Genomic DNA, 22,732 nt, shown 5'->3' with positions numbered 1-22,732 from the left:
CCGGCCGCCATCGCGACGGTCCCCTCCCTGGCCTGTGGTGCGCTTGTCGGTGCGGGTGTTCATGACCGGCCGGGGACGCCGAGTTCCCCGTCCAGGGCCTCGAACAGCTCGTCGTCGGTGGCGTCGCCGAAGTCCGCGGACCTCGGCTCGGCGTCGGCGGACCGCCGGGTGGCGCTCCAGGTCCAGAGCACCGATTCCAGCCGGGCCAGGACCGTGGCCAGCGCCGCGGCGTCGCCTTCGGAGCCGACCTCGGTCAGCGCGGCTTCGAGCCGGTCGATCTGGGCCAGCGCCGCGGTCTCGGGGGTCGCCGGGCCGTCCGGGACGAGTTCGTCGTACACGTGCCGGGCGACGGCCACCGGGGTCGGATGGTCGAAGATCAGGCCGGCCGACAGGCGCAGCCCGACCGCCGTGCCCAGCCGGTTGCGCAGTTCCACCGCGCTGAGCGAGTCGGCGCCCAGATCCTTGAACGTCGCCTCGGCGGAGAGCGAACCAGGGTTCGGATAACCGAGTACCAGAGCTGTCTCCGCGCGGACGATCTCGATCAGCGCCTCGATGCCCTCCTCGCGGGAAAGCACTGCGAAGTCCGCCGGCCGGGCCGCCCCCGGGGCGGTCTTGCGAGCTGCGACCCCGGTCGCGGGCCGGCCCCGGTTCGCGTCCCGGACCAGACCGCGCAGGATCGGCGGGACCGGAGCTTGTCCGGCTCGCAATGCACTGAGGTCGAGCACGATCGGCACGGCGTCCGGCCGGGACAGCGCGCGGGCGTCGTCATAGAGGCGTACACCGTGCTCGGGCTCGATCGCGGTGACGCCGCCGCGCCGGAGCCGGCCCCGATCCGCGGCCGTCAGGTCCCCTGCCATGCCGGTGGACCACGGCCCCCACGCCAGGGACAGTCCCGGCAGGCCGGTGGCCTTGCGGTGATGGGCCAGGGCGTCGAGGAAGCTGTTGGCGGCGGCGTAGTTCCCCTGCCCGGGGCCGCCGAGGGTTCCGGCGATCGAGGAGAACACCGTGAACTCGGCCAGGTCCAGCTCCCGCGTCAGATCGTGCAGCAGCCACGCGGCGTCGACCTTGGGGCGGAGCACCGCCGCCAGGCGGTCGGCGGTGAGGTTCTCGATCAGCGCGTCGTCCAGCACGCCGGCGCTGTGCACCACGGCGGTCAGCGGCCGGTCCGCCGGGATCGCGGCGAGCAGTGCGCGCAGCGCGTCCCGGTCCGAGGTGTCGCAGGCCACGAGTTCCGCCTCGGCGCCGAGCCGGGCCAGGTCGTCGAGCAGGGCGGCGGCGCCCGGGGCGTCCTGGCCCCGGCGGCTCGTCACCAGCAGGTGCCGAGCGCCGTGCCGCTCGGCGAGGTGCCGGGCGAACAGCCCGCCGAGGGCGCCGGTAGCCCCGGTGACCAGGACGGTGCCGTCGGGGCGCGGCACCCTGGGCAGCGTGAGCACGATCTTGCCGACGTGCCGGGCCTGGCTCAGGTAGCGGAACGCTTCGAGCGCGTGGCCGACGTCCCAGGACGTCACCGGCAGCGGACGCAGGACGCCCGCCTCGAACAGCGCGGTCAGCTCGGCGAACATCTCCCGGATCCGCTCCGGTCCGGCGTCGAAGAGGTCGAAGGCCTGATAGTCGACGTCCGGATGGGCCGCGGCGACGGCGGCGGGGTCGCGCACGTCGGTCTTGCCCATCTCGATGAACCGGCCGCCGCGCGGCAGCAGCCGCAGCGACGCGTCGACGAATTCGCGGGCCAGGGCGTCGAGAACCACGTCCACGCCGCGTCCGTCGGTGGCGGCCAGAATCCGTTGCTCGAAGTCGAGGGTGCGGGAGGAGGCGATGTGCGCCTCGTCGAAACCCTGGTCGCGCAGCACCGGCCATTTCGCGGGGCTCGCGGTGGCGAAGACCTCCAGCCCCCAATGCCGGGCGAGCTGGACGGCGGCCATGCCGACGCCGCCGGTCGCGGCGTGGATCAGGACGCGCTCGCCGGAGCGGACCCGCGCCAGCCCGGCCAGGCCGTGATAGGCGGTGAGGAAGACCACGGGCACGGCCGCCGCCTGGGCGAACGTCCACCCGGCCGGGATCCGGGCGACGAACCGGTGGTCGGTCACCGCGAACGGCCCGACGCCGCCGGCGAACAGCCCGGTCACCCGGTCGCCGGGTCGCAGTCCACTGACGCCGGATCCGGTCTCGGTGACGATCCCGGCCGCCTCCGCGCCGATGACGGCGTTCCCCGGATACATGCCGAGGGCGATGAGGGTGTCCCGGAAGTTCAGACCGGCGGCCCGGACCGAGATCCGGACCTCCTCGGGAGCCAGGGCCCGCGTTCCCGCATCGGTCGGCAGGAGAGCGAGGTTCTCGAAGGTGCCGGTGGCGCTCGTGCCCAGATGCCAGTCGGCGGACCCGGCCGGCGGTGCCAGCACCGAGGATCCCGCGCCCTGCGGCCGGTTCCGGACCAGGCTCGGAATCAGCAGCTCGCCTCGGCGGACGGCGATCTGCGGCTCGCCGGTGGCCAGTGCGTCGGTGATCGCCTCGTGAGAAGCAGGATCCTGATCGAGGTCGAGGAGAACGAGGCGGCCGGGGTGCTCGGTCTGCACGGCCCGGACCAGGCCCCACGCGGCAGCGTGGACGAGGTTCGAGACGTCCTCTTGCGGGCTGACGGCTACCGAGCCCCGGGTGACGACGGCCAGACGCCTGGCCTCGTTCTCCGGGGCGGCGAGCCAGGTTTGTAGCTGGGCCAGCAGTTCCCGGGTGGCCGCGTGCACGCGGTCGGGGAGGTCCGCGTCGGAACCGGGCTGAGGATCGAGCTGGTGGAGCTCGGCTTCGGGTAGTTCGCCGTCTGCGACGTTGTCAGGAAGCACCCCGGCCGCCGGGATCCAGTCGAGGTGGTAGAGGTCGTCGGTCGCCGGAGCCGGAGCCCGACGGAGTTCGGCCGGGTCGATCGGGCGCAGCACGAGGGCCTGTGCGGTGGCGACGAGCGTTCCGTCGGGTTCGGCCACGTCCAGCGCATAGGAGTTCGAGCCGTTCGGCGTCAGGCGCGCGTGCAGTGTCCTCCAGTCGGCGTCGGGCCCCAGGAGCCTGACACCGTTCCAGGAGAAGGGGAGGAGCGTCTGGGCCGCGTCGCCCAACGCCAGGGTGTGCAGCGCCGAGTCGAGGATCGCCGGACGCAGGGAGCGGCCGTTGTCGTCCACGGACAACTTGTCCGGCAGGGCGAGTTCGGCATACAGAACACCGCTGTCTTCACTCCGCCAGGCGTGGACCAACCCCTGGAAGGAAGGCCCGTAGTGGTAGCCGAGATCCTCGAGCGTGGCGTAGAGGCCGTCGGTCGCCAGCGGCGTCGCCTCGGCCGGCGGCGCGATCGGGGAGTCGACAGTGTGCTGATCCGCCCCGGCCACGACCTGCACCAGGTGGCCGTGGGCATGCCGAGTCCACGTGGCGCCTGCCTCGGACCGGGAGTGCACAGACACGGGACGCCGCCCGGTGTCCGGCTCCGCCGACCCGATCACGAGGTGGATCCGGACCGCGTCGGTCCCGGTCAGAACGAGCGGGCTTTCGATGGTTAGCTCATCCACCTGCGGATGCTCGGTGGCCGACGCGGCACTCAAGGCCAGATCCAGGAAGGCGGTGCCCGGCAACAGCACGGCGCCGCCGACAGCGTGGTCGGCCAGCTGCGGATGCGTCTCCACGGACACCGTGCCGGTGAACAGGACCGCTTCGAGCCCGGGCAAAGCCGTGGTCGCGGTGAGGATCGAATGGTCGAACGGCTTAAGCCCGCCGGTCCCCGCCACCGGCGCGGGCGTCAGCCAGTACGGCTGGTGCTGGAACGGGTACGTCGGCACATCGGCGACGGCACTCGGGACAGAACTGCCAGCTGCCCAGGCCACGCTACGTCCGGTCGTGTACAGGGCGCCCAGAGCCGTGGCGAAAGTGTCGGGTTCCCATCGATCGGCGCGGAGCGTCGGGACGGCGACCGGCTCGGAGGCTTGGAGGGTGTTGTGGGTCAGCGTGGTGAGCGTCGAGTCGGGGCCGAGTTCGAGGAAGTGAGTGGTGCCAAGAGCGTGCAATGCCTTGGTGCCGTCGTGATAGCGGACGGCTTGGCGGATGTGGTCGGTCCAGTAGTCGGCCGTGGTGATCTGGTCGGGGTCGGCCAACGCGCCGGTGAGGTTGGAGGCGATCGGTATGACAGGCTGCTGGTAAGCGACCGTCGCCGCGATCTCCCGGAACTCCTCCAGCACCCTGTCCATGTGGGGTGAGTGGAAGGCGTGCGAGACAGTCAGGGCCTTGACGCGTCGACCGTCCTTGCGGAAGCCCTGGGCGATCTCTTCAGCCGCGCCCGTGTCCCCGGCGATGACGATGGCCTGCGGACCGTTGACGGCAGCGAGCGATACGCGGCCCTCGTACTTGTTCAGCAGCGGTGTGATCTCGTCTTCGGTGGCCTCGATGGCGATCATCGCGCCGCCGGGGGTCGCGGCTTGCATCAGGCGACCTCGGGCGGCCACGAGCTTCGCGGCGTCCTCCAACGACCACAACCCGGCCAGATACGCCGCGCTCACCTCACCGATGGAATGACCGATCACCACATCCGGAGTCACCCCGTGTGCGGCGACCAACCGGTAGAGCGCGACGTGCAGAGCGAACAGCGCCGGCTGCGTGTAGCGGGTCTCGTTGAGCAACGCCGCGTCCGGGCTGCCGGGCTCGGCGAGCACCAGGTCACGAACCGACCGGTCCAAATGGGCGTCGAAAGCGGCGGCGGCCTCGTCCAACGCGGCGGCGAAGACCGGGAAGCTCCGATAGAGCCCGGCCCCCATTCCGCCACGCTGACTGCCTTGCCCGGAGAACAAGAAGGCTGTTTTACCGACAGTCGCCACCTGCCCGGTCACGGCATCCGGCGACGGGCCGCCGACGGCCAGGGCGTCGAGAGCGGCCAGCGCGCGGTCCCGGTCCCGGCCCAGGACGATCGCCCGATGGCCGAAGGCAGCGCGCGTCGCCAGAGCGGTGGCCACGTGGCGCACCTCGTCGGCCGGTCGAGCACGCAGGTACGCGGCGAGCCTGGCCGACTGGTCCTGAAGCGCAGCGCGGCTTCGGGCCGAGAACGCGAGAACCGGCGGCGTCTCGCTCGGTGACGCGTCGTCGCCGACTTCCGCCGGGGGCTGCTCGATGATGAGGTGGGCGTTGGTGCCGCTGATCCCGAACGAGGACACGCCCGCACGCCGGGGATGCCCGTTCTCCGGCCACGGGACGGCCTCGGTCAGCAGCCGGACGGTGCCCGTGCTCCAATCCACATGCCGGGACGGCGCGTCCACGTGCAGCGTCGGCGGAAGCAGCTCGTGTTCCAGGGCCTTGACCATCTTGATGACGCCCGCGACGCCGGCGGCGGCCTGGGTGTGGCCGATGTTGGACTTGATCGAGCCCAGATACAGCGGCCGGTCCGAGGACCGGTCCCGTCCGTACGCGGCCAGGATCGCCTGCGCCTCGATCGGGTCGCCGAGCGTGGTCCCGGTGCCGTGGGCCTCGATCGCGTCGACGTCCGCGGCGCCCAGACCCGCGTCGGCCAACGCCTGCCGGATCACCCGCTGCTGGGACGGACCGTTGGGCGCGGTCAGTTGGCTGCTGGTCCCGTCCTGGTTGACGGCGCTGCCGCGGATCAGCGCCAGGACCCGGTGCCCGTTGCGCTGTGCGTCCGAGAGCCGCTCCAGCAGCAGGAGGCCGGCGCCCTCGCCCCAGCCGGTGCCGTCGGCGGAGTCCGCGAAGGACTTGCAGCGGCCGTCCGGGGACAGCCCGCGCTGACGGCTGAACTCGATGAACGTGATCGGCGTGGCCATGACCGTCACGCCGCCGGCCAGCGCGAGCGTGCAGTCCCCGGCGCGCAGCGCCTGCGCGGCCAGGTGCAGGGTGACCAGGGACGACGAGCACGCGGTGTCGACCGTGACCGCCGGGCCCTCGAACCCGAAGGTGTAGGAGACCCGGCCCGAGGCGATGCTTCCGGCGCTCCCGGTCCCGATGTAGCCCTCGAACCCGGGCGGCGCGGCCTGGAAGAGGCGGCTGCCGTAGTCGTCGTACATCACCCCGGCGAACACCCCGGTTCGGCTGCCGCGCAGGGTGTGCGGGTCGATGCCGGCCCGCTCGACCGTCTCCCAGGCCGTCTCCAGCAACAGGCGCTGTTGGGGATCGATCGCCAGTGCTTCGCGGGGGGAGATGCCGAAGAACTCCGGGTCGAAGTCCTCGGCCCGGTCCAGGAAGCCTCCCTCCCGCGCGTAGGAGCGGCCGACCTGTTCCGGATCCGGGTCGTAGAGTCCTGCGACGTCCCAGCCGCGTCCGGCCGGGAAGCCGCCGATCGCGTCGACCCCGCCGGCGACCAGGCGCCACAGGTCGTCCGGAGTCCGCACCCCGCCGGGGTAGCGGCAGCCCATGCCGATGACGGCGATCGGCTCGGCCGCCGCCTCGGCGAGGTGCCGGTTCTCTTCGCGCAGCCGTTCGGTCTCTTTGAGGGACGCGCGCAGCGCGGTGACGAGGTCTTCGGAGGATGCAGTCATCTGTCTTTCCATGGTCAACGGGCCGTCGGGGATTCGAGGGCGAGCTGGATCAGGCTCGTGACGTCCATGTCGTCGATCGAGGTGGGGGTGGGGGCCGGAGCAGCGGCGGGCGCTGGGGTGCCGGCAGCGGCCGGAGCGGCGGCGTCGGCCGGATCCGCGAGCCGCAGCAAGGCGTCCAGCAGGCCCGCGTCGCGCAGCCGGGTGAGCGGGATCCGGCTGAGCGCCGAGCGGATCCGGGTCTGGTCGTCGGCCGACGGCGCCTGTTCGGCGGCGTCCGGTCCGGGGGCGAGTTCGTCCTGGATCAGCGCGGCGAGGACCGCGGAGGTCGGATAGTCGAAGACCAGCGTGGTCGGCAGGCGCAGTCCGGTCGCGGCGTTCAGCCGGTTGCGCAGCTGCACGGCGCTCAGCGAGTCGAAGCCCAAGGTGAGCAGTCCGCGATCGGGATCGACCGAGTCCGCCGTTCCGTGGCCCAGGACCGAGGCGACGGCGGACTGCACGAATCCGAGGACCCGCTGGGCCCGCTCCGCCTCGCCGAGCCCGACAAGCTGCCGTCGCAGATCGGGCTGGGCCGCGCCGCCGTTCGTCCGGCCGGGTCGGCGCACGAGCCCGTGCAGCACTGTGGGCAGGGCGTTGTAGCGGGCTTGGAGGCGCAGAGCCGCCAGGTCGAGCGCGGCCGGCACCGCCAGCGGATGATTCGCGGCGAGCGCGGCGTCGAACAACGCTGTGCCCTGATCGGCGTCGAGTGGCGTGACGCCGTCGCGCGCAATTCGTGCCTGGCCCGCGTCGTCGAGAACGTCGGCCATGCCCGCGCTCCACAGTCCCCAGGCCAGGGACACGGCCGGCCGGCCGCCGGCCCGTCGATGGTGGGCCAGGGCGTCGAGGAAGGTGTTCGCGGCGGCGTAGTTCGCCTGTCCCCGACCGCCCAGGACGCCGCCGAGCGAGGAGAACACGGCGAAGATCGCGAGTTCCCGGTCCTTGGTGAGCTCGTGCAGGTGCCAGGCCGCGTCGAGCTTCGGCCGCAGGACCGTGTCGAGCCGTTCGGGAGTCAGGGAGCTGAATGTCCCGTCGTCCAGGACGCCGGCGGTGTGGATCACAGCGGTGAGCGGGTGTTCGGCGGGAATCGAGGCGAGCAGTCGGCGCAGGCTCTCGCGGTCGGCGGCGTCGTTCGCGACCACGGTGACTGTGGCGCCGAGCCCGGCCAGCTCGTCGCCCAGCTCGGCCGCACCGGGCGCGTGGAGGCCGCGACGGCTGGTGAGCAGCAGGTGCCGGGCGCCGTAGCGGGTGACCAGGTGCCGCGCGAACAACGCTCCGAGCGCTCCGGTGGCTCCGGTGATCAGGACAGTGCCGTCCGGGTCCAGGGTCGGCGCGCCAGAGGCCGAACCGTCGGCCCGGACCAGGCGCGGAGCCAGGACGACTCCTTGCCGAACCGCGATCTGCGGCTCCGAGGCCTCGCGCGCGATTCGCAACAGCACGCGCGGTTCAACAGCGAGGTCGGCACCGGCACCGGCACCGGCATCGGCATCGGCACCGGCGCTGGCGCTGGCGCTGGCGCTGGAGTCGGAGTCGATGGTGTCGGTGTCGGTGTCGGAGGTGGAGGTGGAGGTGGTGTCGCTATCGAGGTCGATGAGGGTGAGCCGGCCCGGGTGCTCGTTCTGCGCCGAGCGGATCAGTCCCCAGACAGCGGCCTGGGCCAAGTTGGCGACATCCTCCTCGTCGCTGGTCGCGACGGCGTGGTGGGTCAGGACCAGCAAATGCGAGTCCTGCGACTCGTCGGCGAGCCACCGCTGAACCTCGGCCAGTACGCTCCTGGCCACGTCGTGGGCCTGGTCCGGCAGATCGCCAGCACCGCTCCGCGCCGCCACCAGGCCCACATCCAGCACCGTGACGTCGGTCTGCTCGTCCGCGACCGCCCCACCCCCACCGGCCGGGATCGCGCTCCACCGCACCCGGTACAGCTCGCCCCCGCTCCGGCCGACGCCCAGCTCCCGGGGATCCACCCGCCGGAAGGACAGAGTGCTGATGCTGAGGACCGGCGCGCCGGACTCGTCGGTCAGGACGATGGCCAGCGAGTCCGGTCCGGTAAGTGTGGCCTGGACCCGGACCCCGGTGACCGGCCCAGTCCGGCTGCCGTCCTGGTGCAGCGTGATGCCGCTCCACGAGAACGGCAGGTACATGCCCTCGGCGTCCGAGGGGAGCAGCGTGCCCAGCGCCACGACGTGGAGCGCGGCGTCGAGCAGGGCGGGATGGAGCACGTAGCGGGCGGCGTCGTCGTGCTGGGCAACGGGCAGCGCGATCTCTGCGGACGTGGTCCGAGCAGTGGAGTCGTGCCACGCCTCGCCGAGCCCCTGGAACGCCGGACCGTAGTGGTAGCCGAGCTCGTCGAGCCGGGGATAGAAGTCGCCGGTCTCCACCGGCTCCGCCTGCGGCGGCGGCCACGCGCCGGAGGAATCAGGAAGCTGCGGTATCGCATCGCTGGCCCTGGAGGACAGGTGGCCGTGGGCGTGCCGGGTCCACTCCGACGACGTGTCGTCGCCCTTCACCGGACGGGAGTGGACGGCCAGCGACCGGCGGCCGGTCTCGGCCTGCGGCGGACCCAGCGTCAGGTGGAGCTGTACCGGCTCGGCCAGGCTGAGCGGCTGTTCGAGCGTCAGCTCGTCGACGAAGGGATATTCGCTGTCGGCGGCGGCGTGCAGAGCCATCTCCAGGTAGGCGGTCGCCGGGAGGACGGCGTTCGCGCCGATGGTGTGATCAACCAGCCAGGGATGGGTCGACACCCCGATCCGGCCGGTGAACAGGACGGTGTCGCTGTCAGGGAGCGTGGTCGTCGCGGTGAGCAGAGGATGCCGGGAAGATCGCAGTCCACTGGCTTCGGTGCCCGCCGCCGGCGTCGGGTTCAGCCAATAGGGCTGACGCTCGAAGGGGTAGGACGGCACATCCGGCGCGGCGGCCGGATCCCCGATCCGCGGCCACGTGACCGTACGGCCGGTGACGTGCAGCGCGGCCAGCGCGGCGGCGAACGTCTCCGTCTCGTCGCGATCCGACCGCAGCACAGGGGCAACTGTGGGCGCCGGTGCCGCCGCGTCATCGGTGCTGAACGCCGCATGCGTCAGCGCGGCGAGCGTCGAGTCCGGGCCGAGTTCGAGGTAGTGGGTGGTGCCGTGGGCGTGGAGTGCCTTGGTGCCGTCGTGATAGCGGACGGCCTGGCGGATGTGGTCGGTCCAGTAGTCGGCCGTGGTGATCCGGTCGGGGTCGGCCAAGGCGCCGGTCACGTTGGAGATGAGCGCTATCGCGGGCTGCCGATAGGTGACGGTTGCCGCCACGTCGCGGAACTCCTCCAGCACCGCATCCATATGAGGCGAGTGGAAGGCATGCGAGACAGTCAGCTCCTTGATACGCCGACCGTCCTTGCGGAACCGGCGTGCGATGGACTGAGCCGCCTTGGTGTCACCGGCGATGACGATCGCTTGCGGACCGTTGACGGCGGCCAGCGATACCCGACCCTCGTGCTTCCTCAGCAGCGGCGCGACCTCGTCCTCGGTCGCTTCGATGGCGATCATGGCCCCGCCGGGCGTGGCGGCCTGCATCAGGCGGCCACGAGCGGCCACGAGCTTCGCGGCGTCCTCCAGGGACCAGACACCGGCGAGGTACGCGGCGCTGAGCTCGCCGATGGAGTGGCCGATCAAGACATCCGGTGCCAGGCCGTGGTGCTCTGCCAGACGGTGCAGGGCGACATGCAGGGCGAACATGGCCGGCTGGGTGTACCGGGTCTCGTTGAGCAGTGCCGCGTCAGCCTCATCAGGCCGTGCGAACATCAGGTCTCGAACAGGCCGGTCCAGGTGGTGATCCAGCGCGGCGGCGACCTCGTCCAGAGCCTCGGCGAACTCCGGGTACGCGGCGTAGAGACCAGCCCCCATGCCAGGACACTGACTGCCCTGCCCCGAGAACAGAAACGCCGTCTTGCCGACCCTGGTCACCCGACCGGAAACGGCGTCCGGTGATTCGCCACCCTCAGCCAAGGTGTCGAGTGCCGCGAGAGTCCGCGTGCGGCCCTGACCGAGCACGACCGCGCGATGGTCCAGGTCGGCCCGGGCGGTCAGCGCGGCGGCCAGATCGCGTTCCGCCACGGTCGGCGCGGCGTGCAGGTAGTCGCGAAGGCGCGCAGCCTGGACCCGGAGCGCGGATGCGGACTTGGCTGACAACGGCAGAGCGACTGGTCCGGTCGGTCCGGGGTCGGGATCATCCGTCGGCGTGTTCACGGTGCCCCGCGCCGTCGGCGCCTGTTCGATGATGAGGTGGGCGTTGGTACCGCTGATGCCGAAAGAGGAGATCCCGGCGCGGCGCGGATGGCCGTTCTCGGGCCACGGCACCGGCTCGGTGAGCAGCTGAACGGTCCCGCTGTCCCAGTCGACATGCCGAGAGGGCTCGTCGACGTGCAGTGTCGCCGGAAGCAGTTCGTGTTCCAGGGCCTTGACGATCTTGATGACGCCCGCGACGCCGGCGGCGGCCTGGGTGTGGCCGATGTTCGACTTGATCGAGCCCAGATACAGCGGACGATCCGCCGCCCGGTCCTGTCCGTAGGCGGCCAGGATCGCCTGCGCCTCGATGGGATCGCCGAGGGTGGTGCCGGTGCCGTGGGCCTCGACGGTGTCGACCTCGGTGGCGTCGATTCCCGCGCTCGCCAGAGCCTGGCGGATCACCCGTTGCTGCGAGGGCCCGTTCGGCGCGGTGAGTCCGTTGCTGGCGCCGTCCTGGTTGACGGCGCTGCCTCGGATCACGGCCAGGACGCGGTGCCCGTTGCGTTCCGCGTCCGACAGCCGCTCCAGCAACAGCAGTCCGGCCCCCTCGCCCCAGCCGGTGCCGTCGGCCGCGTTGGAGAACGCCTTGATCCGGCCGTCGGCGGCCAGCCCGCGCTGCCGGCTGAACTCGACGAAGATGGTCGGGCTGGAGATCACCGTCACGCCGCCGGCGAGCGCGAGACCGCACTCCCCGTTGCGCAGGGCCTGCGCTGCCAGGTGCATCGCCACCAGCGACGACGAGCACGCGGTGTCGACCGTGACCGCCGGCCCCTCCAGCCCGAAGGTGTAGGCCACCCGGCCGGAGGCGACGCTGCCCGCGCTGCCGTTGCCGACGTATCCTTCGAGCTCCGCGGGGATGTTGGCGAGCAGACGCCCGGCGTAGTCGGAGTACATCACGCCCGCGAAGATCCCGGTGTCGCCGCCGCGCAGCGCGGCCGGATCGATGCCCGCGTTCTCGATGGTCTCCCAAGCCGTTTCCAGCAGCAGCCGTTGCTGTGGATCGATGGCCAGGGCCTCGCGCGGCGAGATGCCGAAGAAGTCCGCGTCGAAATGGTGTGCCCGGTGCAGGAAGCCGCCGTGGCGGGTGTAGCTCGTCCCCGGCCGGTCCGGGTCCGGGTCGAACAGTGCGTCCAGGTCCCAGCCGCGCGAGTCCGGGAACCCGGTCACCGCGTCGGTTCCGGACGCCAGCAGCCGCCACAGGTCCTCGGGGGAGTCGACATCGCCGGGGTAGTGGCAGCCCATGCCGATGATGGCGATCGGCTCGTCGGCCGGGGCCGTCGTCGTCCCCGTTGCCGTTGCGGCCGGACGCGGACGTCCGGCCTCTTCGCGCTCGCCGGTGACCTGACCGTGGAGGTACGCGGCCAGGGCCGCCGGAGTCGGGTGGTCGAACACCAGAGTCGACGGCAGGCGCAGGCCGGTGGCCGTGGCGAGCCGGTTGCGCAGATCAACGCCGCTCAGCGAGTCGAACCCGGCATCACTGAAAGTACGCGTCGGCAGGACTCTGTCGATGTCGGTGTGACCAAGCACCTCAGCCACAATCGCGATGACGAACGAGGCGACCGCCTCGCGCTGCGCGGCATCGGACAGGCCACTGATGCGCTGAACCAGCGACGCGCCGGTCCGTGCCGATGCGGCCGCCGTTGGCTTCCGGGAAGGAACCAGGTCGCGCAGCACCGCGGCCACCCGCGAGGTCCGGGCCTGCTCACGCAGGACGGCCAGGTCAAGCGTCGCGGGAACCAGCATCGCGTAGTCGGTGGTCAGCGACCGGTCGAACAGCTCGGTCCCGAGCTCCGGGGTCAGTGCTATGACACCGTTTCGGGCGATCCGGGACTGCTCAACCTCATTGAGGGTGGCGGCCATGCCGGTGTTCCACAAGCCCCAGGCCAAGGACAAGCCCGGTAGACCGAGGGCGCGGCGGTGGGCCGCGAGCGCGTCGAGGAAGGTGTTGGCGGCGGCGTAGTTGGCTTGACCGGGGTTGCCGACGGTGCCCGCGACGGATGAGAAGAGGGCGAAGACGGCGAGGTCGCGGTCCTGGGTCAGCTCGTGCAGGTGCCAGGCGGCGTCGACCTTCGGCCGCAGCACGGTGCCGAGTCGCTCCGAGGTCAGGGAACTGATCGCACCGTCGTCGAGCACCCCGGCGGCATGAATGACGGCTGTGAGCGGACGCTCGGCCGGGATCGCGGCCAGAACACTCTCGACCTGGTCACGGTCCGCGAGATCGGCCGCGGCCCAGGTGACCTCGGCGCCGAGGCCGGTGAGTTCGCTGTTGAGCTCCTCGTCCCGTCCTCGACGGTTGACCAGCAGCAGATGGCGCGCGCCGTACCGGGTGATCAGGTGCCGGGCGAACAACGCCCCGAGCGAACCCGTGGCACCGGTGATCAGGACGGTACCTTCGGGGTCCAGCTCGGTCCGGTCTCTGTCCGAGTCAGAGGCGGCGACGCGAGTCAGACGCGGGACGAGCAGCGCGCCGGACCGGATTGCCAGCTGGGGTTCGCCGGTGGCGACCGCCGCCGTGACGTCGGCCTCGGAAGCATCGGTGTCGATCAGGATCAACCGGTCGGGATGCTCATTCTGGGCCGACCGAATCAGGCCCCAGACTGCTGCCTGAGCGAGGTCGCTCACGGGATCGTCCTCGCCGGTCGTGACAGCACCCTGTGTGAGGACGACCAGCCGAGAGCCTTCCGGGCGTTCTGCGCCGAGCCAGTCCTGTACTGCCTCCAAGACGCTTCGGGTCACGGCGTGCGTACGGCTAGGCACATCTTCGGGAACCCCGTCGTCGAGGTGAGTCAGTGCACGGAGAATCGCGAAGTCCGGAATCTGCACGGCGGGGGCCGGCGGCAGAGTGTTCCACGCGATGTGGAACAGATCTTGTTGTGGCGTCGCGACCGTCAGCCGCCGGAACACCAGAGCGTCCACCGACAACAGAAGCCGACCGGCGGTGTCCGTGATGCTGATCGTCAGCGTGTCCGTTCCGTTGGGCACGGCACGGACGCGGACCTCTGTTACCGGCGTGCCCACGTCCCCGAACCCGTGCGGGGTGACGCTGTTCCAGGTAAACGGAAGGTAGCTGCCGTCAGAGTCCAAAGGCAGAAGGTCACCCATCGCCACCACGTGAAGGGCGGCGTCGAGCAGCGCGGGATGGAGGAGATAGCCCGAGGCGTCAGCGAGGTGGCCGGACGGTAGTGCGACGTCGGCAAAGACCGCGCCGGACGCGGAGTCGTACCAGGCTGCGGTGAGTCCCTGGAACGTGGGGCCGTAGCGGTAGCCGTGGTCGGCGAGCGCGGGATACAGGTCCTCGGTGTTGACGGCCTGCGCATCGCCGGGAGGCCACGCCGCCGGGAGTTCTGGCAACGCGACGTCGGGCCGCACCTCGGTCGCGAAGCCATGCGCGTGGCGCGTCCAGGTGAGTGCGTCGTCGTCCGGGCGGGAGTGGATCGACACAGAGCGTCGCGATCCGTCCGCGGGGCCGAGCGTGAGGAGCAGCCGGACCGGCCCGGTGAGCGCGAGCGGGTGTTCCAGGGTGAGCTCGTCCACGTGCGGGAAGCCCGAGCTGCCGGCTGCGTGCAGAGCCATCTCCAGGAACGCGGTCCCGGGGACGAGCAGCGCGTCGCCGATGACGTGGTCGGCGAGCCAGGGATGAGTGGCCGGCGCGAGCGTTCCGGTGTAGAGGACCGTTTCGGTGTCGGGCAGGGTGGTTGTCGACGTCAGGATCGGGTGCTGATTCGCCGCCAGCCCGCCGGTTCCGGGCGCGGGCTGGGACGTCAGCCAGAAGTCCTGGTGCTCGAAGGGGTAGGTCGGCAGACCTGGCAGCGGCGTGGCCGCTGACCGCGGCACCCAGCTGACGTCGCGGCCCGTCGCGTGCAGGGTGCTCAGGGCGGCGAGGAAGGTGTCGGGTTCCGGCCGGTCGGCGCGGAGGGCCGGTACGGCGACGGCTTCGAGGTCCTCGAGAGCGGTGCGGGTCAGTGTGCTGAGGGTGGCGTCGGGTCCGAGTTCGAGGTAGTGGGTGGTGCCTTGGGCCTGGAGGGTCCTGGTGCCGTCGTGGTAGCGGACGGCTTGGCGGATGTGCTCGGTCCAGTAGCCAGGAGTGGTGATCCGGTCGGGGTCGGCCAGGGTGCCGGTCACGTTGGAGATGATCGGGAGGACGGGCTGCCGGTAGGTGACGGTCGCGGCGACCTCGCGGAACTCTTCCAGCACGGTGTCCATGTGGGGTGAGTGGAAGGCGTGCGAGACAGTCAGGGCCTTAACACGCTGGCCGTTCTTGCGGACGCGCTGAGCGATCTCCTCGGCCGCGTCCGTGTCCCCGGCGATGACGACGGCCTGGGGACCGTTGACGGCTGCCAGTGAGACGCGGCCTTCGTACTTGTTCAGCAGCGGCGTGATCTCGTCTTCGGTGGCCTCGATGGCGATCATCGCGCCGCCGGGCGTTGCGGCCTGCATCAGGCGGCCGCGGGCGGCCACGAGCTTCGCGGCGTCCTCCAGCGACCAGACCCCGGCGACATAGGCGGCGCTGAGTTCACCGATGGAGTGGCCGATCAGGACGTCGGGCACAAGGCCGAAGGAGGCGGCCAGGCGGTGGAGTGCTACGTGGAGCGCGAACAGTGCCGGCTGCGTGTAGCGGGTCTCGTCGAGCGGTGCGCCAGTCAGGATCAGGTCGCGGATCGGCCGGTCCAGGTGAGGGTCGAGCGCGGCCGCGACCTCGTCCAGCGCCTCGGCGAACACCGGGTAAGCGGCGTACAGACCCGAACCCATTCCAGGGCGCTGACTTCCTTGCCCGGAGAACAGGAACGCGAGCTTGCCCGGCTCGTCGACCTGACCGACCACCACGCCGGGCAGCGAAACTCCCGCCGCGACGGCGCCCAGTGCGGACAGGATCTGCGCCCGGTCCCGGCCCAGGATCACGGCCCGGTGGTCGAATCCGGCCCGGGTCGTCGCCAGCGCGTCGCTCAGGCGCGATGGCGAGACCTCCGGCGCGCTGCTGTAGAACGCGTGCAGGCGATCGGCCTGGGCACGCAGAGCAGCCGAGGACTTGGCAGACAGCAGTATTGGTGTCGGGGTCTGCGGCTGGTCGGATGCGTCAGGGCTGTCCGGCTCGGCGGTCTTGTCAGGGCTCGCAGGCACGCCTGGCGGCTGTTCGATGATGAGGTGGGCGTTGGTGCCGCTGATACCGAACGAGGACACGCCGGCCCGGCGCGGGTGGCCGTTCTCGGGCCAGGTGACCGCCTCGGTCAGCAGCTTGACCGTGCCGCTTGACCAGTCGACGTGCTGGGACGGTTCGTCGACGTGCAGCGTCGCCGGAAGCAGTCCGTGCTCCAGCGCCTTCACCATCTTGATGACGCCTGCGATGCCCGCGGCGGCTTGGGTGTGGCCGATGTTGGACTTGACCGAGCCCAGATACAGCGGCCGGTCGGCAGCCCGGTCCTTCCCATAGGTGGCCAGGAGGGCCTGCGCCTCGATGGGGTCGCCGAGGGTGGTACCGGTGCCGTGGGCCTCCACCGCGTCGACTTCGTCCGGGCGCAGTCCGGCGGCGGCCAGGGCTTGCCGGATCACCCGCTCCTGGGACGGGCCGTTGGGCGCGGTGAGCCCGTTGCTGGCACCGTCCTGGTTGATCGCGCTGCCTCGGATGACGCCCAGGACTCGGTGCCCGTTGCGCTGGGCGTCGGAGAGCCGCTCCAGGACCAGGAGGCCGGCGCCCTCGGCCCAGCCGGTGCCGTCGGCCCCGGCGGCGAACGCCTTGACCCGGCCGTCCGGCGACAGCCCGCGTTGCCGCGCGAACTCCACGAACACCATCGGGCTGGCGATGATGGTCGCCCCGCCGGCCAGCGCCAGGCCGCACTCGCCGCTGCGCAGCGATTGCGCGGCCATGTGCAGCGCCACGATGGAGGAGGAGCAGGCGGTGTCCACTGTCACGGCCGGGCCCTGCAACCCCAGCGTGTACGCGATCCGGCCGGAAGCGACGGACGTCGTGGTTCCGGTCAGGAAGTAGCCGTCCAGATCGTGCGAGTCCTCGTGCGTGCCCGGTCCGTACTGCTGAGCGATCACCCCGGTGAACACGCCGCCGTCGGTGCCGCGCAAGGACGTCGGATCGATGCCCGCCTGCTCGACGGCCTCCCACGCGGTCTCCAGCAGGATCCGCTGTTGAGGGTCCATGGCCAGCGCCTCGCGCGGGGAGATGCCGAAGAACTCGGCGTCGAATCCTCCTGCGTCGTAAAGGAATCCGCCTTCGCGGACGTAGAACTTGCCGGGCGCGTCCGGGTCGGGATCGTATTTGCCCTCGATGTCCCAGCCGCGGTTGTCCGGAAGGCCGGCGATGGCGTCACCGCCGGAGGCGACCAGATCCCACAAGCCGTCGGCGGAGGTGACCCCGCCGGGGAACCGGCAGGACATCCCGATGATCGCGATCGGCTCGTCGGACTGGATCCCGGTGGCCGCCGAGGCGCCGCCGCCGGCACTCGCCACGATGCCGCCGGCCTCGCCGGACACCTGCTCGCGCAGGTACCCGGCCAGCGCGAGGGGCGTCGGATGGTCGAAGACGAGGGTGGCGGGCAGGCGCAGACCGGACGCGGTGGTGAGCCGGTTGCGCAGCTCGACCGCGGTCAGCGAGTCCAGTCCGAGGTCTTTGAAGGTCTGGTCGTCGCGGACCCGGCCGGCGCCGGTGTGTCCGAGTACTGCCGCGACGGCGGTACGGACCAGGTCGATCAGTACCGGATCCCATTGCGCCGAGGGCAGCGTGGACAAACGCTGGACGAGCGCCCCGGACGTCGCCGCCACCCCGGCCGAGCCGCGCGCCGCGCGTCGCGTCACCGTACCCCGGGTCCGCGACCGCAGGATCGGCGGAACGGAATCGGCGTCGGCCCGGCTCCGAAGCTCCCGCCGGTCGATCCGGGCCGGGACGACGGACGGCTCCGCGGCGGCTGTCGCGGCGTCGAACAGTTCCAGGCCGCGGGCCGAGGAGATCGGCTGGATCCCGTTGCGCGCCAACCGGGCTCGGGCGAGTTCGTCCAGCGCGGCGGTCATGCCGCTGTCCTGCTCCCACAGTCCCCAGGCGATCGAGGTCGCGGGCAGCCCGGCGGCGCGGCGGCGGACCGCGAGCGCGTCGAGGAAGCTGTTGGCCGCGGCGTAGTTGCCCTGGCCCGGGTTGCCCAGGGTGCCGGCCAGCGAGGAGAAGACGGCGAACACGGCCAGGTCGGCGTCCCGGGTCTGTTCGTGCAGCCACCAGGCGGCGTCGACCTTGGGACGCAGCACCGCGTCGAGCCGCTCGGGGGTCAGGGAGCTGATGGTCCCGTCGTCGAGCACACCCGCGGTGTGGAGGACGGCGGTCAGCGGGTGCGCGGCCGGAATGCCCGCCAGCAGCCGCCGGACCTCCTCCCGGTCGGCCATGTCGGCGGCCACCACCGACACGTCCGCGCCGAGTGCTGCCAACTCCGCGCGCAGTTCCGACGCGCCCGGCGCGTCCGGTCCGCGACGACTGGTGAGCACCAGGTGGCGGGCGCCGTACCGGGTCACCAGGTGGCGGGCGAACAGCGCGCCGAGGGTTCCGGTCGCGCCGGTGATGAGGACTGTGCCCTCCGGCGCCAGTGCGGGGAGTGCGGTGTCCGGGTCGGCGGCGGTGCGGACCAGGCGTGGTACGAACACTGCGTCGCCTCGGATCGCGAGCTGGGGCTCGCCCAGGGCCCGCGCCGTGGTCAGCAGGGTCCGCAACCGGGGCCCCATCCCGCCGGAGTCCGACTCTGCCACGAGCTCTGGCTGCGCTTCCAGTTCCGGCTGCGCCTCCAGCTCTGCCTCGGCCTCTGCGTCGAGGTCGACCAACGTCAGACGCCCAGGGTTCTCGGACTGCGCCGACCGGATCAGACCCCAGATTCCGGCGTTCGCCAGGTCGGCGACGCCTTCTCCGGACTGGACCGCGACGGCGCCTGCGGTCAGCACGACCAGGTGCGTGTCGGCCAGAGTCTCGTCGGCCAGCCATTCCTGAACGGCGGCCAGGGTGCGTGCGGTGTTGGCGTGCACCTGGCTCGGCAAGTCCGCGTCGGGATCGGTCGGCGCCTGGCGGAGCACTAGCACGTCCGCCATGTCGGCGCTGGCTCCGGCCGAGCTCGGGATCTCCAGCGCGCTCCAGGCCACCCGGTGCAGGTCGTCCTGCCGCGAACGCCGCGTGCTGGGCACATCGAGCACGAACGGACGCACAGCGATCTTCTCGACGGTCGCCACGAGGGCCCCGGCGGTGTCGGTGATCACGAGCGCGGCGGTGTCGGGCCCGGTCGCGGTCACCCGGATCCGGAGCGTCGTCGCGCCGACGGCGTGCAGGGTGACGCCCTGCCAGTCCGCCGCCTGCCGTGGCCGGTCCCGATCGGTGCCGAATCCGGGAACCGCTGCCAGTGCCTGGAAAGCCGCGTCGAGCAGCACCGGGTGGATCCCGTAGTGGTCGGCCTCAGGGGCCTGATCGTCGGTCAGGGCCACTTCGGCGTAGACCGTGCCGCCGGTACCCGCCGTACCCGGCTTCCGCCACACCTCCACGAGCGGCTGGAATCCGGGCCCGTACTCCTGGCCCCGATCGAGATGGTCTTCCAAGAGGTCTGATACGGCCACGGCGGTCGCGTCCGCCGGTGGCCAGACCTCCAGGCCGGTCCCTCCCGCCGGAGTGTCGGCGGTCGCGACGGACAGATGGCCGTAGGCGTGCCGCACCCACTTCTCGGCCCACGGTGCTTCGCCGTCGTCGTGGTCCGCTTCGGTCCCGCCGGAGCCGGAACGGCTGACGTGGACAGCGATCGGACGCCGTCCGCCGCCGCCCGATTCCGGACCGCCGACCGTCACCTGGACGCGGACCTGGTCACCGAAGGGCATTGCGATCGGTGCCTCGATGCGCAGATCGTCCAGCCGGCCGTAACCGAGTGGCCGTCCGGCCTCCAGAGCGATCTCGACGAGGGTGGCGGCCGGCAGCACCGGCACGGTCTCGACGGTGTGGCCGGCCAGCCAAGGCAGCGTGTCGTGGGCCACCCGCCCGGTGAAGATCCAGTCCTCGGAGCCCGCGACGCCGATCGACGCGGCCAGCACCGGGTGGCCGCTGGTGCGCAGGCCGAGCCCGGCGGCGTCGGCCGCCGGGCGCGGGGCGTCGAGCCAGAAGCGCTCGTGGTCGAACGCGTACGTCGGCAGGCCGACGCCGCCGGGCCCGGCCGGGCCCCGCCCGGCCGTCAGCGGCCGCCAGTCGACGGTCACCCCGTGGACGTGCGCGCCGGCCAGCGACCGGGTGAACCGCTCCCAGCCTCCCTGGTCCCGCCGCAGGGTGCCGAGCGCCACCGCATCGGCGATCCCGGCCGGGCCCGAGGTCCGGTCGGCGTCCTCGATCGTCTCCTGGACCCCGACGGTCAGGACCGGATTCGGGCTGGACTCGATGAACACCCGGTGGCCGTGCTCCAGCAGCGCCCGGGTCGCCGTCTCCAGCAGGACGGGTTCGCGCAGGTTCCGGTACCAGTACTCCGGGCCCAGTTCGGCGGTGTCGATCAGCCCGCCGGTCACCGTCGAGCAGAACGCGACCTCGGCGGCGAGCGGCCGCACGTCCGCCAGCGCCTCGATCAGCTTCTCCCGCACGACTTCCACATGCGCGGAGTGCGACGCGTAGTCCACCGGGACTGTCCGAGCCCTGATCTCCTCGGCTTCGCAAGCGGCGACGAAGGCCCGGACGGCCGCGGCGCCCCCGGAGACCACTGTCGAGGACGGGCCGTTGATCGCGGCGACGCCGATGTCCCCGGACGAGCGCGCGATGCGCTCCTCCACCTGGGCGACCGGCAGCGGGATCGAGGCCATCGCGCCGTCGCCGGCGATCTCGGCCAGGATCCTGCTGCGCAGCGCCACGATCTTGGCCGCGTCCGCCAGCGACAGCGCCCCGGCGACGTACGCGGCGGCGATCTCGCCCTGCGAGTGGCCGAGAACAGCGGCCGGGCGCACACCGAAGGACCGCCAGAGCGCGGCCAGCGACACCATCACCGCGAACAGCGCGGGCTGCACCACGTCCACCCGCTCCAGGGACGGCGCCCCCGGCTCCGCACGCAGGACGGCGGTCAGCGACCAGTCGGTGAAGGGGGCCAGCGCCGCCGAACACGCCTCGATCTGCTCCCGGAACACCTCGGACGTGTCCGACAGTTCCACGGCCATGTTCGCCCACTGCGAACCCTGGCCGGGGAAGACGAAGACCGCCTTGCCGCCGACCGGGCCGCCGACCGGGCCGCCGACCGGGCCGCCGTCGGGTCCGCGGACGACATGCGCGGCGGGTTCGCCCCGGACCAGGGAGGCCAGGCCCTGGATCAACTCGTCCCGGCCGGCGCCGATCACGACCGCGCGGTGGGCGAACGAGGGCTTCGTCGCGACCAGGGCGTCGGCGAGGTCTGCGACATCGGCCTGCGCCGCGTTCCCTCCTTGCGGCGTACCCTCCAGGTGGGCGAGCAGCTTGGCGGCCTGGAGCGGCAGGGCCGCGGCCGTCTTGGCGGACAGCACCCATGGCAGCGGCGCCGTGCCGGTATCAGAGTTCGTTCCTACTGTGTTCGGCTCCGCAGCCGGCGCCTGCTCGATGACGACATGCGCGTTGGTACCGCTGATCCCGAACGAGGAGACGCCCGCGCGGCGCGGATGGCCGTTCTCCGGCCACGGCACCGGCTCGGTCAACAACCGGACCGCGCCCGCGGACCAGTCCACATGCGGCGACGGTTCATCGACGTGGAGCGTCGCCGGGAGCAACTGGTGCTCCAGGGCCTTGACCATCTTGATGACGCCCGCGACGCCGGCGGCGGCCTGGCTGTGCCCGATGTTCGACTTGATCGAACCCAGATACAGCGGCCGTTCGGCGGGCCGTCCCTGGCCGTAGGTGGCCAGCAGCGCCTGCGCCTCGACCGGATCGCCGAGCCGGGTGCCGGTGCCGTGCGCCTCCACCGCGTCCACATCGGCCGGCTCCAGCCCCGCGCCCGCCAGCGCCTGCCGGATGACCCGCTGCTGGGCCCGGCCGTTCGGCGCCGTCAGCTGACTGCTGGTGCCGTCCTGGTTGACGGCGCTGCCCCGGATCACCGCCAGGACCCGGTGCCCGTTGCGCTGCGCATCCGACAGCCGCTCCAGCAGCAACAGGCCGGCGCCCTCGCTCCAGCCGGTGCCGTCGGCAGCGCTCGCGAACGCCTTGCACCGGCCGTCGGGGGACAGCCCGCGCTGGCGGCTGAACTCGACGAACAGCATGGGCGTGGCCATCAGCGTCACGCCGCCGGCCAGCGCGAGCTCGCACTCCTCCTGGCGCAGCGCCTGCGCCGCGAGGTGCAGCGCGACCAGGGAGGAGGAGCACGCGGTGTCGATGGTCACGGCGGGGCCTTCGAACCCGAAGGTGTAGGACACCCGCCCCGAGGCGACACTTCCGGTGCTGCCGGTCCCGATGTAGCCCTCGAACCCGTCCGGGGCCGGGGTCAGGCGGGACCCGTAGTCGTCGTACATGACGCCCGCGAACACCCCGGTCCGGCTGCCGCGCAGCGTCCCGGGATCGATGCCGGCCCGCTCGACCGCCTCCCACGCGGTCTCCAGCAACAGCCGCTGTTGCGGATCGATCGCCAGGGCCTCGCGCGGGGAGATGCCGAAGAACGCGGGGTCGAACCGGTCGGCGTCGTGGAGGAAGCCGCCTTCCTTCGCGATCGACGTCCCGGTGTGGTCCGGATCCGGGTGGTACAGGCCGTCCAGGTCCCAGCCCCGGCCGTCCGGGAAACCGCTGATCGCGTCGGTGCCGTCGGCGACCAGCCGCCACAGGTCCTCCGGCGAGGCCACCCCGCCCGGGTACCGGCAGCCGATGCCGATGATCGCGATCGGCTCGGTGTCCCGGGCCTGGAGCCGGGTCAGCCGCCGGCGGGTCTCGTGCAGATCGGTGGTGACCCGGCGCAGGTAGTCGCGCAGCTTCGCCTCGGTCTCGCT

The 22,732-nt window shown here is 71.9% G+C and carries 2 protein-coding genes; both read right to left on the bottom strand.

The features are described 5' to 3' along the window. Nucleotides 1-59: 59 nt before the first annotated feature. The gene (locus ABD481_RS00730) at nt 60-6,527 is read right to left on the bottom strand and encodes an SDR family NAD(P)-dependent oxidoreductase (protein WP_425559082.1); all 6,468 of its coding nucleotides are present in this window, start codon (nt 6,525-6,527) and stop codon (nt 60-62) included. Further along, nucleotides 6,524-22,702, bottom strand: coding sequence for an SDR family NAD(P)-dependent oxidoreductase (locus tag ABD481_RS00725; protein ID WP_425559088.1), 16,179 nt, complete (start codon nt 22,700-22,702; stop codon nt 6,524-6,526). The genes ABD481_RS00730 and ABD481_RS00725 overlap by 4 nt, the downstream gene beginning before the upstream one ends. Nucleotides 22,703-22,732: the final 30 nt, after the last annotated feature.

The organism is Catenulispora yoronensis, from assembly GCF_039531695.1.
GTDB lineage: Bacteria > Actinomycetota > Actinomycetes > Streptomycetales > Catenulisporaceae > Catenulispora > Catenulispora yoronensis.
This window is presented reverse-complemented; position numbering and strand designations above follow the sequence as displayed.